The 14,730-nt window shown below is 54.7% G+C and carries 14 protein-coding genes and 2 pseudogenes; 8 read left to right on the forward strand and 8 right to left on the reverse strand.

Annotated features, from left to right (window positions below):
- The first annotated feature begins 185 nt into the window (after window positions 1-185).
- Window positions 186-1,838, forward strand: coding sequence for a glutamate synthase-related protein (locus NKJ34_RS14415; protein WP_253739014.1), 1,653 nt, complete (start codon window positions 186-188; stop codon window positions 1,836-1,838).
- A 250-nt stretch (window positions 1,839-2,088) separates the two neighbouring features.
- Window positions 2,089-2,253: a DUF7576 family protein gene (locus NKJ34_RS15995; RefSeq protein ID WP_425491843.1), complete on the forward strand. Its 165-nt coding sequence runs from the start codon at window positions 2,089-2,091 to the stop codon at window positions 2,251-2,253.
- A 182-nt stretch (window positions 2,254-2,435) separates the two neighbouring features.
- Here the strand turns inward: NKJ34_RS15995 and NKJ34_RS14420 are convergent, their stop codons facing one another.
- A complete protein-coding gene (locus tag NKJ34_RS14420; protein WP_253739015.1) occupies window positions 2,436-2,708 on the reverse strand; it encodes a hypothetical protein in 273 nt (90 codons plus the stop codon).
- Between the two features lie 146 nt (window positions 2,709-2,854).
- Between NKJ34_RS14420 and NKJ34_RS14425 the strand changes: the two genes are divergently transcribed.
- Window positions 2,855-4,258 carry a PAS domain-containing sensor histidine kinase gene (locus NKJ34_RS14425; protein ID WP_253739016.1) on the forward strand — a complete coding sequence of 468 codons (1,404 nt, stop codon included), beginning with the start codon at window positions 2,855-2,857 and terminating at the stop codon, window positions 4,256-4,258.
- 40 nt (window positions 4,259-4,298) lie between these two features.
- Here NKJ34_RS14425 and NKJ34_RS14430 read toward each other — a convergent pair whose 3' ends face one another.
- From NKJ34_RS14430 to NKJ34_RS14450, 5 genes are all read right to left on the reverse strand, one after another.
- The gene (locus NKJ34_RS14430) at window positions 4,299-4,745 is read right to left on the reverse strand and encodes a helix-turn-helix domain-containing protein (protein ID WP_253739017.1); all 447 of its coding nucleotides are present in this window, start codon (window positions 4,743-4,745) and stop codon (window positions 4,299-4,301) included.
- On the reverse strand, window positions 4,742-5,188 hold the full coding sequence (locus tag NKJ34_RS14435) for a winged helix-turn-helix transcriptional regulator (protein WP_253739018.1): 447 nt from the start codon (window positions 5,186-5,188) through the stop codon (window positions 4,742-4,744). The genes NKJ34_RS14430 and NKJ34_RS14435 overlap by 4 nt, the downstream gene beginning before the upstream one ends.
- A 117-nt stretch (window positions 5,189-5,305) precedes the next feature.
- Complete coding sequence (locus tag NKJ34_RS14440) at window positions 5,306-6,547, reverse strand: RNA-guided endonuclease InsQ/TnpB family protein (protein WP_253739019.1); 1,242 nt, start codon at window positions 6,545-6,547, stop codon at window positions 5,306-5,308.
- Window position 6,548: 1 nt separating this feature from the next.
- Entirely contained in the window at window positions 6,549-6,953 is a 405-nt protein-coding gene (gene tnpA, locus NKJ34_RS14445) for an IS200/IS605-like element ISHbo4 family transposase (RefSeq protein ID WP_253739020.1), read from the reverse strand.
- A gap of 223 nt (window positions 6,954-7,176) precedes the next feature.
- Window positions 7,177-7,701, reverse strand: coding sequence for an HTH domain-containing protein (locus NKJ34_RS14450; protein ID WP_256488766.1), 525 nt, complete (start codon window positions 7,699-7,701; stop codon window positions 7,177-7,179).
- Window positions 7,702-7,810: 109 nt separating this feature from the next.
- Here NKJ34_RS14450 and NKJ34_RS14455 point away from each other — a divergent pair, with 109 nt between their 5' ends.
- The 3 genes and pseudogenes from NKJ34_RS14455 to NKJ34_RS14465 form a co-directional block, all read left to right on the forward strand.
- Entirely contained in the window at window positions 7,811-9,034 is a 1,224-nt protein-coding gene (locus NKJ34_RS14455; protein ID WP_253739027.1) for an IS701 family transposase, read from the forward strand.
- 287 nt (window positions 9,035-9,321) lie between these two features.
- Window positions 9,322-10,293: a polyprenyl diphosphate synthase gene (gene uppS / locus NKJ34_RS14460; protein ID WP_253739022.1), complete on the forward strand. Its 972-nt coding sequence runs from the start codon at window positions 9,322-9,324 to the stop codon at window positions 10,291-10,293.
- Window positions 10,294-10,486: 193 nt separating this feature from the next.
- Window positions 10,487-10,615: pseudogene (locus tag NKJ34_RS14465) on the forward strand (IS1595 family transposase); the annotation flags it as partial.
- Here the strand turns inward: NKJ34_RS14465 and NKJ34_RS14470 are convergent.
- Window positions 10,609-11,628, reverse strand: coding sequence for a hypothetical protein (locus NKJ34_RS14470; protein WP_253739023.1), 1,020 nt, complete (start codon window positions 11,626-11,628; stop codon window positions 10,609-10,611). The pseudogene NKJ34_RS14465 and the gene NKJ34_RS14470 overlap by 7 nt on opposite strands.
- 86 nt (window positions 11,629-11,714) lie before the next feature.
- Here NKJ34_RS14470 and NKJ34_RS14475 point away from each other — a divergent pair.
- Both NKJ34_RS14475 and NKJ34_RS14480 read left to right on the forward strand, forming a co-directional pair.
- A pseudogene (locus tag NKJ34_RS14475) lies at window positions 11,715-11,943 on the forward strand (IS630-like element ISHwa16 family transposase); the annotation flags it as partial.
- Window positions 11,944-12,107: 164 nt separating this feature from the next.
- A complete protein-coding gene (locus NKJ34_RS14480) occupies window positions 12,108-14,258 on the forward strand; it encodes a hypothetical protein (RefSeq protein WP_253739024.1) in 2,151 nt (716 codons plus the stop codon).
- Between the two features lie 356 nt (window positions 14,259-14,614).
- Here NKJ34_RS14480 and NKJ34_RS14485 read toward each other — a convergent pair.
- Window positions 14,615-14,730, reverse strand: a 116-nt coding sequence (locus tag NKJ34_RS14485) for an integrase core domain-containing protein (RefSeq protein WP_253739028.1), incomplete at its 5' end; no start/stop codon positions are given.

Below are 14,730 nucleotides of genomic sequence, written 5' to 3' on the forward strand. Positions count from 1 at the left end.
AAGATCACTATTTGAACAGTGCTGGAATAGCCGACGTACTACATCCAGAAACGGTAGTTGAGAAACAAAATGGATGGTTAGGTGTACTCAGCGCACTGCGGCAGCATCTTAATATCCTATTCTGACTCGGATTAGATACGTGTGCGAACAGATTCAGCGAAGTCACTTTTTAAATCGTACTGATTATGAGTGAAACAGGCCCACCAGCCGAGATCGACTATCCAGAAGCTGTCGCAACATGGAGTGAACTCCCCGACAGGGAACCAACGGATGCCCGAGTCGCCGGTGTCGACCTCGTCGTGGTCCGCTACGATGACGAGGTATCGGTGCTATACGGCCGGTGTCAGCATCGCGGCGTCCTGCTATCGGACGGCCACATCGACGGTCAGAACCTGATCTGTGGCGTCCATGGTTGGGACTATCGCTATGATACAGGGATCAGTGAGTACGACAACAGCGAACAGCTGGAGAAATTCACCGCATGGATCGACGAGGATGACGACGCGGTCTATGTCGACGCCGCCGAAATCCGTGCCTGGAACGAGGACAACCCCAACGAGTACGACGAGGAAGATTCGTTTCCCGACTTCTACGGCGATCCCCATCCCGAAAAGGAGCCACACACCAAGTATATTCAACATCTCGCCCAGAACGGGCTCGACAAGTGGGGCCACCACGGGAAGATCTCCGCGATGGGCGTCCCACGCACCGAACTGCCCTCGTGGGACGATATCCAGATCCAGTCGGCTCAGTTGGCAACGACGCCGCTGGCTGACGACGCACCGGTCGACACCTCACTCACTATTGGACCGGGAGCCGACTCGCCAATGGAACTCGATATTCCGATCTTCGTCAGCGATATGAGCTTCGGTGCGCTCTCCGAGGAGGCCAAGATTGCGCTCGCACGGGGGGCCGAGCAGGCCGGAACCGGCATCGCCTCGGGCGAAGGCGGGATGTTGCCGGAGGAGCAAGAAGCTAATACAAAATATTTCTACGAACTCGCCAGCGGGAAGTTCGGCTGGGACGTCGACCACCTCTCGAAGGTCCAAGCCTTCCATTTCAAAGGTGGACAGGGCGCGAAAACCGGTACCGGTGGCCACCTCCCCGGCGAAAAAGTCCAGGGCAAGATCGCCGACGTTCGGGATCTCGAACCCGGCACCGACGCGGTGAGCCCCTCGCGGTTCCCCGATCTGGAGACGCCTGATGACTTCGCAGCGGTCGCCGAAACGGTCAGGGAGCATGGCGACGGCATCCCGGTCGGCTTCAAGCTCTCAGCCCAGCACGTCGAGGACGATATCGACTTCGCCCTCGAAGCGGGCGCAGATTATATCATCCTAGATGGCCGCGGCGGCGGCACTGGTGCAGCCCCCGATGTATTCAAAAAGAACATCTCGGTACCGACGATGGCTGCCGTCGCTCGGGCCCGTCGACACCTCAACGAGCGCGACGCAGACGACGTGACACTGATCGCTACCGGCGGCCTGCGGACCGAATCCGAGTTCATCAAAGCGATGGCGCTCGGCGCTGATGGGGTGGCAGTTGCCAACAGTGCGATCCAGGCCATCGGTTGTCTCGGGATGCGGGCCTGTGATTCGAACAACTGTCCGGTCGGCATCGCCACTCAAAAGGACGACCTCCGGTCGCGGCTCGTGGTCGACCAGGCTGCCGACAACCTCGCGCGGTTTTTCGATGCAACGGTCGAGTTGATGGAAGTGATGGCCCGTGCCTGTGGTCACGACTCGCTAACCGGCTTCGAACAGCGGGATCTCACGACGTGGAAATCCGATATCGCAGAGCTGACCGGGATCGAATACGCCGGTGTGGGTCGGCCAGAGTAAGCAGCTAGCCGGGGGATCGTTTCTATGAATGCGGTTTGCGGTACTGTATCTCGGTGGGCGTAATTAACAATCTCCTCGTCCCAAACATCTGTATCTTGAGCAGTTCGGAGTCGGTGCCGAACGATTAGGCGAGTTCCCACCGGTGGGCTGGCACAGCCCATCCATGTGAAACTGTTTCACAGACCGGATGTGCAGCAGAATAGCACTCCAGCGCTGATGTTATTCAGCACAAAGGTTACTATATTGATGTATGAGCGATACAACGATCCCAAAGGAAGACGCTCCGAAGTGTGCCGTCTGTAGTAACAAAATCGTCGACTACCCAACTCATCGTGTCATCGCAACCACGAAAGATGGGAAAGTCGAGTACAAACACTTCTGCGACGCGAGTTGTGAGTCGTCCTACCACACGTAGTCGCGTTCCAACGCTACGTACCAACATCGGATTTTCCGACCGTTCTGCGGGGTTGCACCGAGGAGTGATACCGAAGCCGGTGATTGTAATCCCCACACCACCGTACCGGTATCAGCGGACAGTAGTATTCAGTATGTGGTAGCTACGTTAGCATCGACACGTTACAATCTGATCGACGATAGTTAGTTACAGCCGAGGAAACAGTCATACTCTTTGGCATACACCCAGTAGTTATCGTCAGTCGGAGCGGTGAGTGTTGCTTGGGTCAACGAGAGCTGCGGGTTGTCTCCCCGGTCGAGCGTTTCGACGAGCTGCCATTTCCCCTCAGGGGTAGACATATTGTGTTGATACTGCCAGACGTGCAGTTGCTCGGCAGTCACGTAGATGGCGTACGAACCAGCGATCGGATCGGTTCGGTCGGGAGTCGGTCCTGGTGGGGATTCGGTCGACGACATACCAGATTGTAACGAACGTTATTGTAACAACAATGTCGCGGCCGGTCGACGGCGATACACAAGCGTTGCTTTTTGAAGTGGAGACAGTTACAGGAGGGTTACCTGCCCTTTATAAAACCGTCCGGGGATCCTGAGACGAAGACTCAATGAATACGACTGGCAGCGACGATCCGTCCGGTCGCCCGGCGGCTTCACGGGAGACGTTCGAGGCCATCTTCGAGCACGCCAACGACGCGATCTTCATTGTCGACATCGAAAAAGATAGCATCGTCGACTGCAATCCCGCCGCCGAGGAACTGGTCGATTTCTCACACGAGGAACTGTTGTCGATGGACGCCTCGGAGCTCCACCCGCACAACTTCTCACAGTTCGCTTCCTTCGCCGAGACCGTTATCGAAGACGGCGACGGGTGGACCGACGAAATCACCTGTTACCGGCGAGACGGCGAGATCGTCCCCGCCGAGATGTCGGCCTCGGTGGTCGAACTCGACGGCCGTCCGCATCTCGTCAACCACATTCGAGAGACGACCGACCGTGCCGAACGCGACTGGTTTCAATCGCTGATCGAACACGGCACCGATATCATGCTGATCGTCGCGGCCGACGGAACGGTCAGATACGAGAGTGCGTCGCTGACAACCGTGTTGGGACACGAAACGGTCCGCGACGAATCGGTTTTCGACTACGTTCATCCCGACGACGAGTCGACGCTTCGAGAGACGATCGAGATGTTCGAGGTCATCGGCGGTAACTCGGAGAGCGCCCACGAGTTTCGATTCCGTCAGGCCGACGGCTCGTGGGCGTGGCTCGAAGCCACACTCAGCAGCCATCCCGACTCGCCGATCACCGGCTACGTGCTCAATGCTCGGGACGTGACCGCCCGCAAGGAAAGTCGCCAGCAGGCAGTCGTCCTCAACCGGATGTTGCGTCACAATCTCCGCAACGGACTCAATGTCGTCATCGGCCACGCCGAGCAGTTCGCTGACGCCGAGACACCGGAGGTGGCTGCCAGCGGTGAGGCCGTCGTCTCGAAGGCGTGGGAACTCTACGAACAGGCCTCCTACGCGAAGGAGCTTGCCGACATCCTCGAATCGGCCCACCACACCCAACGACCACATAATCTATCGGTTCTCGTCGACGAGACGGTCGACGAACTGGCCGACTCCGATCCCGACGTCGCGTTTTCGGTCGACCTCCCCGAGCGAGTGTGTGTCATGGCTGCCCCGAAACTCGGATTGGCAGTCGAACACGTCGTCCGAAACGCCGCCGAGCACAACGACGCTGCCACTCCACGGGTCGACATCTCCGCACAGACACCCACAACCGACGGTGGCGTCGTCGAGCTAACTGTCGCCGACAACGGACCGGGTATCCCCGCTGATGAAAAAGAGGTGCTCCTCGATGGCGAAGAAACGCCATTGAAACACGGTAGTGGGCTCGGGCTGTGGATCGTCAACTGGATCATCACCCGAACGGGTGGCCGGATTGCATTCGAGCGAAACGGGCCACGCGGCAGCCGGGTGACACTCACGCTGCCGCCGGCCGAGTGAGGCCGCGAGGAAACGAACAAAAAACCCCAGACACCCCAACTCACACGTCCGATGCGATCCGTTCGTTCCACTGCGTGGTGTCGATGGTCGAGGCTGCGGCCTCGGTCCAGCGGTCGAGCGCCTCGCGGAGTCGGTTGGTGACGGTCTCGCTCGGCTCGGCGAAGTACGCATAAAAGTAGCCGCCACTCTCCAGGAGGCGTCGCTGTCGACACACCAGTCCCGCCTCGTCGAGCCGAGTGAGCGACCGGTTGACGTTACTCCGGTCGCGATCGAGTTCGGCAGCGAGCTCCTTGGTCGACGCACCGGGCTGGGAACTGACCGCATCATAGGTGGCCAGATCCTGCGACCGAAGTCCCAAAACGGTCTGGGCCACTGTGACTGCCGAGGGGTCAGGAGTTCGCGTTGACGGCTCGGAGTCAGGATCACACCGGTTGGCCATGAGCGCCGACCAATCGCGGGGGGCTCCCGATTCGGCACCGCTGCTCATTGGTCGGCCCCCGTGGAGTGGCCGCCGGAAGAGACGGCTGCGGCGACCGGCTCGGTTCCCACAGTAGTCGTGGGTGTCGACCCCGTCTCCCGGTGGTCGAGATTCGCCTGTCCCCAGTCGAGCATCGCGGCGAGGACGGTTTCGAGGTCGTGGCCCGCGTCGGTGAGCGTGTACCGGACCCGGACCGGTTTGTCGCTGACGACCGCTCGGTCGACCAGCCCCCGGTTTTCAAGCGCCGAGAGGCTGTCCGAGAGCATCTTGTTTGAGACCCCGTCGATGGAGTCGTGGAGGTCGCTGAAGCCGCGGTCGTCCTCAACGCACAGTTCGTTGAGGATTACCGGATACCACTTGTGGCCGATAATCGAGGCCATCTCGATCAGCGTTCCCTGTGCAGCGGTGTCGGTCGCGTACTGTCGACCGTGTGTGGAGCAGTTGGTTGCCATCGTATCTCATCCATCACCGAGTATCTCCTTGGATACCGTTCCTAGATACGTCGGCCCCACCTATACCGAGATACATCGGCATGGGAACGGTTGGTATGTGAACTACCCTACCCTACCCTACTCGCTCACGGCTAACGCCGTTCGCTCCTTGAGGGTAGGGCTTCCTGCTTCAACGACGCGCTTTGCAGATACAGGCGTATCCACAGGGAGCGCAGTCTCCACAGGCGTTCTTTCGGAGTGCCCCACTCCTACATCTTCGAGACCGCGAGACAGAATCTTCCACGCTGCGTTCGCGTCCCTGTCCGCCTCAAACCCGCAGGCAGGACAGGAGTGTTCACGGACCCACAACGGCTTTCGCGTCGAAACGCCGCATGACGCGCACTCCTTGGTCATCCCTCTCGGGTTGACCGCCACGAAGTGCGTTCCTTCACGCTCGCATTTGTACTCAAGCAACGAGAGGAACGTTCGCCACGCAGCAGACGCCGTGTTGCGGCTGTTCGACGGGGATTCTATCATCCCCTTCACATTCAGGGCTTCGACTGCCACGAGGTCGTATTCCAGAGCGTAGTAGTTAGAGAGCTTGTGCAAGAAGTCGCGGCGCTTCCGTCGGAGGTCGGCGTGACACTCCGCGACTTGACGCCGTTGCTTCTCGTAGTTGTTCGACCCGTGTTGTTTGCGCGAGAGCTTCCGTTGCTCGCGCTCCAAGCGGTCGCGTTCGTCTGAGAGGTCGAGCGACCCGACCGCCGTGCCGTCGGTGTCGTGGGCGTACTTGAGAATCCCCACGTCGATACCGACGCACTTCTCGGGGTTCTCAGGCGGTTCGGGTGGTTCACGGTCCATTTCGACGCCGAACGTGGCGAACCACTCGCCCGTCGGTTCCTTCTTGACCGTGACCTGTTTGAGCGTGGCGTCGTCGGGGATGGCGCGGTGGAGCCGAATCGGGATGTCCGCGAGTTTTGAGAGTGACAGGACAGTCTGACCGCCCTTCTTGTCGAGCTTGAAGCCAGACTGACTGTAGGTGAAACTGCGGAACCCCCGTGGCGGCTTCCACTTGAGTTGGCCGACGCCGTAGCCGTTCTCTTTGAGCGCCGAGAGTCCTTTGAGGTTGTCGAACAGGCGTTCCACGACGGTTTGGAGAACCTTCGAGTACACGTCCGAGAGGCCGTCCCACCACTTCTTGAGGTCGGGGAGTTCCGACCGTAGGGTGGTCATGGACGGCAGTTCACCGTGTTCGTCTTGATACTCGTTGAGACGGTAGAGCGTGTGGTTGTACAGTTGCCGACAAATGTCTCGGTGGCGGTCCAACTCCTCTCGGTGGGCGTCGGACGGCTTGAGACGGTACTTGTAGGCGTAGTACATTCTACTCGCGTTGGTCCTCTACATACTGTTTCAGCACATCCAGCGACACTTGCCCCGTCGAGATGAGGCAGTACGAGTCGTTCCAGAACGAGTCGCCCCACAGTTCGGTCTTGAGTTCGTCCGCGTACTCGTTGCGGATACGGCGGGCGGTCGCGCCCTTGGCCGTGTTGATGAACTTCACGAGGTCTGTGGTTGGCTTCGCTCGGAAGAGGATGTGTACGTGGTCGTCCTCGCCGTCGAGGTTCGTCAGTTCGACACCATAGTTGTCCGTGAACCCGCTGATGACCTCGTGGATGAATTGGGTTCGCTCCTCGGTTAGCACTCCGCGCCGATACTTTGTGGTGAGTATCAGGTGGTAGTGCAGGGAATACGTCGAGTGTGCTCCCGAGTCGAGATCGTACTCCATTGAGTTCGGTCAATATAATACTATCCTACTGTTAAAACGTTGCGACTGCGTGGGTCTGTGGGCCTGTCACCGAATCGTGTATGAGAACTATGCGGCGCTGTATCCCCTCCCTGCTCGCGCCTTCCCTTCGGTCGGCACTCGCTGAGGAAGGGGGCTTAGCACCTACTTTCAGCTAAGTACCAAATGGTATTCTACACAAACTCAGAGTTACTGTAGGATGAGCTCACTGAGACGGGTCTTCAACTGGAGCATTCATGTCTGTCACCTGTATTATGAGTATACTATTTATTTCATCTATACCATCGATAGTTCCAGTAATCTGGAGTTCAGATATTGGTGTTGGACCAACAACAATTACATCATTTTCGCGGAAATTTTGGATGGAGCCTTGAATATGAATTTTCCCTCGGCAAATATTTGGATGATGAACGCTTGAGAGGTTGACTTCCACAACATCCACGTCCTCAATAACCTCAGAGTTCCGCATCAATCGAACAGTTGCTGAATCGTCGATCTGCTCAATTTCAAGTGTTTCGTATGCTTTTGCGGTCGGTTTATACCCTCCTGTTGGACCAGGTACGCCCTCAACAAGCCTGAGAGACTTGAGGTTCTGCATATGATTGTGGACCGTCCCGGAATCCCGGTTTACTTCCATAGCAAGGTCGCCGGTTTTGATTGGATCATTGGTCTGCTGATAGAGGTCAATTAATCCAGAGAGCATCTTTCTTTGACTCGAAGTCAAATTCATTGCAGGTAAATAAACTTATGATTACATATTATAAATACATTACTGTCATACATAGTACTCGGCTCTGCACGTTTAACTAGGATCCAAGAAAACACAGTATTGACAGCCAATTCCGCCGATTACGGACTTCCTATCGTGCACTGATCCACTGGATGACTTCGATTCGCTGTCGTATCACCAAATACAGCACGCCAAAACGTACGTGACAGGTCTTGCTGCGGCCAGCAGCAAGACCGTCACTGGAATAGCACGAGAGGTCCTTCCTGCTGGAAGCGACCGGGCACTCAACAAATTCATCACCGAGTATGATTGGGACGAAGATCAGCTTAACCACGAGCGGTTAGAGGAACTGCAAAATCACGGTGAGACGCGGTGGTCGAAGGACGGCTACATTGTCATCGACGATTCAGTGCTCCAGCGAACCGGGAAGGAACTTCCCGGTGCTGGATCGTTCTATGATCACAGCGAAGGCGAGCCTGTCTGGGGACAAGATCTCGTCTATGCGTTCTATACTGACCACAAAACGTCCTATCCTCTGGCATTTCGCCAGTACGAGAAAGCTGATGACGACGAGGAGGACGTAGAAGCGACGAAGTATGAGCTTGCACAAGAGATAATCACGGAACTCGAAGAAGAGATAGGTGTACCTGCGGTCACCTATCTCTTCGATTCGTGGTTCGCTCACGGTTCTGAGTTGATCAAGCATGTCGAATCCTACCGAAAGGACTGGATTGGACCTCTCCGGAGCAATCGACAGGTCACATTTGATGGCGAAGAGAAGCGGGTCGATGCGTTCGCAGAGAGTATCGACACTGAAGAACGGGAGATTGACGATGAGGTCTACAACATCTGGACGAAAACGCTGCCTGTATCAAAATTGGGTGAGGTCCGGCTGGTAATCACCGAGAAAGAAGTTGACGAGGACGAAGAGAATCCGATCAAGTATTTTGCGACGAACAAGGTTGACGCTCCGTCAGCTCATATCATTCGAAGCTACTCCCAGAGGTGGCGAATTGAGACATTCTTCGAGGACTCGAAAGAGGATCTTGGCCTTGGAGGCTGCGAGGTGCGTGATTCTGACGGTGCCAGTCGGCACTGGCACCTTCAGATGTTGACCTACAGTCTGCTTCGGCTTGGTTCTCCGTCGAGCGTCTCGGAGCGACTCGTCTCGAAAGCCTCGTCGCTCCGAGCCCAGCTTGAACACGGCCTCAAAGAGACGATCTACAACATGTTTTCGTGGGTGCGTGAGCAGCCAGACCGTGATCTTGATGGACTGATGGAAGACATCGACCATCTCTTCCTCCATTCAGAGGGCTCTGAGGGTTGTATATAAACGTGCAGAGCCGAGTATAGTATAGTGTATAAGTCGAATACACCCGTCTTTAGCCGGATGATAAAACCGACAGAACAAGAATTGACATCCTCCTCGCCGTAAACGACAAGACTTCCCGAGCGTTGGGATATTAGGATTTGCAACAACCTGCTCGCTCGGTGCGAAACACCCCGAAGTTTGATTAAACAGGTAGGCTACTGTTCACGGCGGGCAAGGATATCACACAACTTCTCACTAAAATTATATGAGAAAGAATATTATAGCTACGTGAAGATAGTTCTGAGTAGATGTATTCGTGGGTGAGTCGACAACTACGGCGAGCATACGAGCAGGTGCTTCGCCGAGAGGTCGGCGAGGGGCCAACCCACGTCGGCATTATCCAAGACGGCAATCGGCGCTATGCCCGCAAACAAGGTGGCGAAACGCCGGAGGGTCACCAAGCGGGTGCCAATACTTCCGAACAGGTGCTCAACTGGTGTGAAGAGCTCGACATTTCGGAGCTGACGCTGTATGCCTTTTCGACGGAGAATTTCGATCGGCCGCTCAAAGAGCGCGAACCCCTCTTCGATATTATCGAATCAAAGCTCTACGAACTCGCCGATAGCCAGCGAGTACACGACGCTGAGGTCTGTATTCGGGCTCTCGGAGAGATTCAACGGCTCCCCGAGCGAATTCAATCTGCGATTGAGTATGCTGAAACCGAAACAAACCAGTACAGCGGCTTTCGGCTCAATGTCGCCTTGGCATACGGTGGCCGGAACGAACTGCTGCGTGCGGCCTGTGATGTGACCGCTGCCATTGAGGCAGGTGACCTCCGACCCAAGGAGATCGACGTCGAGACCATTGAGTCTCACCTCTACCGCCAGCCGATTCGGGATGTTGATCTCATCATCCGGACCGGCGGCGACGAACGGACCTCGAATTTCCTGCCGTGGCACGCCAACGGCAATGAGGCTGCCGTGTATTTTTGTGCGCCCTACTGGCCGGAGTTCTCGAAAATCGACTTCCTCCGTGGGATCCGCACTTATGAAGCCCGTGAGCACTCTTGGCAGCAGACCAGAATCGAACGGGCAGTTACACTCATTCAAGCTCTCGGTGATATCGAAATCGCTGAAGCTCACGGGATCGGGCGTCGACTTCGCAACCAACTGCCGGATCGCGGAACCGAGAAAGTAACGGACAAACTCCCTATACAGCACGTATCTGAGTCTAAAGAGCCTACTGAGACAGATCAGGCACAAACAGGGCCTGCGGACTGATTCGAATTCATTCTCCTGTTGCCGTCAATGAGACCAGTGTCGAAACACCTTCATTTATACTCTTAGGTGAACTGCCACAGGGTCAAGCCCCGAGGTACTCGCCTTGTTTCCTCTGTAGAGGATTGTTGGTCAGTTCTCAGCAGTTGGAAGTCACAGCCGGCAAAGGTACCACGGACGTATCATCCGATAAACAATGTTCCCAACCAAGACGTTTGTCTCGGAACATTGAACTGCGACCCTGCTACGATAGGTTCGCTGGCGTGACGGCGTCTATTGCTCACGTTGCCGTGCCGCATCCGTGATTTGGTACGGAAGCTATCGGTCGTAGAAGCGCATAGTCAGAGACGTCAGCATCACCGCAATGACTGCGAGTGGGAATGTAAAACCGGGAATCGTGCTTGAGGTTTCGGACTGTGTGTCCGTCTGTCCCTGGTCGTCCTCACTAGAGGTGTCTGTCTGATCACCTTCATCAGGTTCTGGGTCTGGGAGTTCTTCTGTGGCTTCAGGATCTTTGATCTGTCCGGAGGGCTCGTTGGTGTCATTGGGAGTCTCGTTGTCTGTCGTCTCATCCCCGTCAGTATTTTCGTTGTCTGTCGTCTCATCCCCGTCAGTATTCTCGTTGTCACCGACGATGACCTCGTTTGTACTACTAACGCCGAGTATTTCTTGCTCGTTATAGACTGTATTAGTTCCACGGACGTTTGCATAAACTGAATATGACCCGTCAGAAAGTGGGTCTGTAGAAACAGTCGCTGTATAGGAGTCGCCGTTTTCGGAAGCGGTTTCTGTTATCTGTGATTCTTGTCCGGCAACAACAACTTCAACGCGGTCAGCCGTTAAATCGGATCCAGTTTGGCTGAGAGAGATGTCCGCTGTAAATGAGTCGCCAGACGAGACCTGATCTGGCGTGTCAAGATCTACACCATAGCCCTTAATCACCAGTGGATGTATCACTTGCGTCGTTCCTTGTTCTTGCAGGGCAAACATATACGTGCCGGGGTCTTGACCGCTCAGATCGAATGTTAACTTACTATCCCCAGTTCCAGATTCCCGAATTACCGGGGTTTGGCTGGAGTTATATAAATAAACGCGATAGAACTGGTTATCCGGAGCATCAACTGTTAAATCAACACTGCTATCTGGTTCAGCTCTTCCCAGGGCTGATACCTCGTATGTGGTACTCCGAAGCGTGATTTCGCGGGTGGGGGTGTCGACACTATCTGGAGTGCTGAGTTGATAACTAGACTGGGCTACGACTCCTGGCGCAGTAGCCATTAGAATCATAACAGCCACCATGACGAGCAGGATTGATGTGTGACCCGGAATCCGTACCATACCCAGTCTGTCTTACACAGTTACATAACTCTATTCCATATACTCTCGGTCAAAGATTTTGACACTCTGAAGAAACAACTGGTCACATGACCCAGGAAGGGGGCAAGATTCCTGAGTTGACAAAGGGTCGAGTCCGCGAGCATCTCGCGGACGAGACCGATCCGAAGGCGATCAAGCGTCTTACCGCCGCACGAAAATATCTGGAAGAACTCTCCTGATGAGATTGAAGCAAAGTACGGCTGGGATTGCCAGACGGTATACAACGGGTTGAATCGGTTCGAAGAGCGCGGCTTTCAGGCCGCGCTCTACGATGATTGAGTTGAAATCGCCCTCGTCGGTCATAGTGAGATCCTCCTCGCTGTTTACGGCGAGGATGATGTAACTTCGGATAATTGGCTTTAACAATCTAGATTGAATTCAAACAGAAGAGATATTGTCCGAAAAGTTAATGTGATGGCAATGAGACAAGAGGCATATAAATGGCACATTCAAGAGTGTTACTCGTAGTATCAGCATTACTACTAAGCCAGATAGCTGTTGCACCAGCAGTGATCGCGGGGAGTGGAGATCCCACAGGCCTCCCCGACAATCAGATTATTGAGGCTTCCGATGTTGTGAATGTGTGGGACGAGTCAGCACTAAATTATCGAGTGCAAACGGATAATGCGGCACTCCGCGTTCAGAATCCATCCGTTAATGTCAAAGCAGGTTCTCTGGAATCATCACTCGGGAAAGATTTCACAGCAACGTTCAATCAAGGGACGGAGCTCACATTTGAGTACGATACGGGTAACAGTGAGCTCTACGATCAAAACGTGCAAGTTGTGGCTGCACGTGCGGAACCTACAGACGGCACTGCCCCAGATACTTTTTCCGACGCGTTAGATGCTCTCACAAGCGAGAACGCGAATGAAAACGCGTCGTACTACTGGGTGGATCAGGGTAAGCAGTTGAATTCAGACAGTGATGGTGCGACGACGACAACCGAGTTCACGTTTACGCCGCCAAAAGCAGGCCACTACGCATTCTTCATTGCGGCTACTGATGACAATACGGAGATTTCGATTGACCAGAGTAGTCAGAACATCTCAATCTCCGACGACATAACCGTGATCGGTGGTGATGCCGTCACGGTGCAACGTGGTTCCGCAACGGTCGACCGGACAACAAGTAATCCACAACCCGGAGATACAATCAATTTTGACGTTGATGCATCTGAGCAATTGGCCGAATCAGGAGTTACGCATGCCATCGCGGTTTACGACCGAGATACGCTAAGGGATTCGGCACACCTGATCGATATTGACCGGAATAATCTCGACAAAAACTTCAACATTGAGGACGACAGCGAGTTTTTCCACTCGATTGAGAAGGTCGACGGGACAGCGACTGTCGAAGATGGAGCGTCAGTAAATGGGATTGAACTCTCCGACGGGACGGTCTCGCGTTCTGTAGGTTCAGGGGCGATGGTCGACTTTATTGGAGAGGAGCTTAGCGGAAACGTTCCTCCGACGAGTTTTGATAGTTCGCTGAGCACATCGTCTGCTACGGTACTTAACGCATCGATGGACGCAGACGTAGACGAAAGTGGGGATCACACTCTGACTATTGAGACAAATAATGATTGGAGAACAGGAACATACGAGTATGTCTACCTAGGTACAATCGAGAATAACAAAAATGCCGTGAGTAGCCAGACGGGCACGTTCACTCTCGGCGGCGATAATGGCGGCGACGACGATGATAGTGGTAGCAGTGGTAGTAGTGGTGGCGGTGGCGGCGGTGTCGGTGTAGTAGACGACGAGCAAGAAGAACAGCAAGAGGAACAACAAGACGGTGAAGGACAAGAAGAGCAATCACCGACTGTCGAAGAAGTACGTGAAGAGCTTGAACAGACAGAGCCAAACACAGAGTCGCGGTCAGAGATCGCTGATAACGACCCTGATAGGCCCGGAGTGAATATTAATCCTGAAGGGACAGAATCTGTTCGAGAAGTCACTATCAACAACGAACAGGCGAGCGGTAATCTTGATGTGAGAGAGTGGCAGGATCCACCAGAAACAGTTTCACAGTCCGTTTCTGGCGCACTACAAGACGATCAGGAACTCGCCGAAGAAGTAGCAGAGGAAGTAGAAGCAGAAGCAGAGAGTGGCGACGATGGCAGCGATGGCAGTGATAGCAGTGACGGCGATGACAGCGGCGACGCACAAGTTACCTCTGTTGAAGCACAGGTCGTGACCGTCGCAGATATTTCACCGGACTCCGACGAGGCCCGTAATTCTGATGGTGCTGTTACAATGACTGCCGATCGTGACAGGCTTGACAACCCGCAAAATGCAGTGATCGTTCACGAGACTGGAGACAGTTGGGAAACATTAGAAACAACTGTTGAGGAGACGAGCGAGGGCGAAGTAACACTAGAGGCAGATACTGATAGCTTCTCGCTCTTTGCAGTGGCCGAGGTAAACCAGGTTGAAACCCAGTCTGGAACAGATGACGGTGAGGCAGACGACAGTGGGGCAGACGACGAACAAGATGACGGCCCTGGATCAACAGCACTCGTTGGTCTGCTGGTAATAATCGTATTGGCTGTGGTAGCTGTGGTAGGCTACCGACAAATGAGCCAATAACGGGGTTCTCAAACTGTTCGGAGAGGGTGATGATGATTATCTTTTTGTAATCCTCTCGATTCCGTCGGAGTACTCGTCAAACGAGTGAACCGCCCCGGGGTCAAGCCCCAAGGCACTCGGCCTGCTCCGCCTGTAGACAAACCTACTTAATGATATGGAATAGTGTTGAATATCCGGCCAGCTATCGACAGTGGACTGTGGAACGGTTGTCGGATTTACGGAAAATTCGAGGCGAAAGCCTCGCCCTTCAGGGCGGGGATGAAGCCGACTAACAGTATTCAACCACCACCGATGGCATAGACGGGGCTCCAACACAATATTTAACCCATCTGACCATTATAGTATACAGGCACTGTCTAGTTAGCGACCTCCTCAGTTGGCGTTCGATCATCTAGCGATTGATGCGGTCGCTGGCGGTTATAATAATGTACAAACTGCGAACACCAGCGACGAACGCTCGACCGACTGCCCA

This window comes from Halohasta salina, from assembly GCF_024178165.1.
GTDB lineage: Archaea > Halobacteriota > Halobacteria > Halobacteriales > Haloferacaceae > Halohasta > Halohasta salina.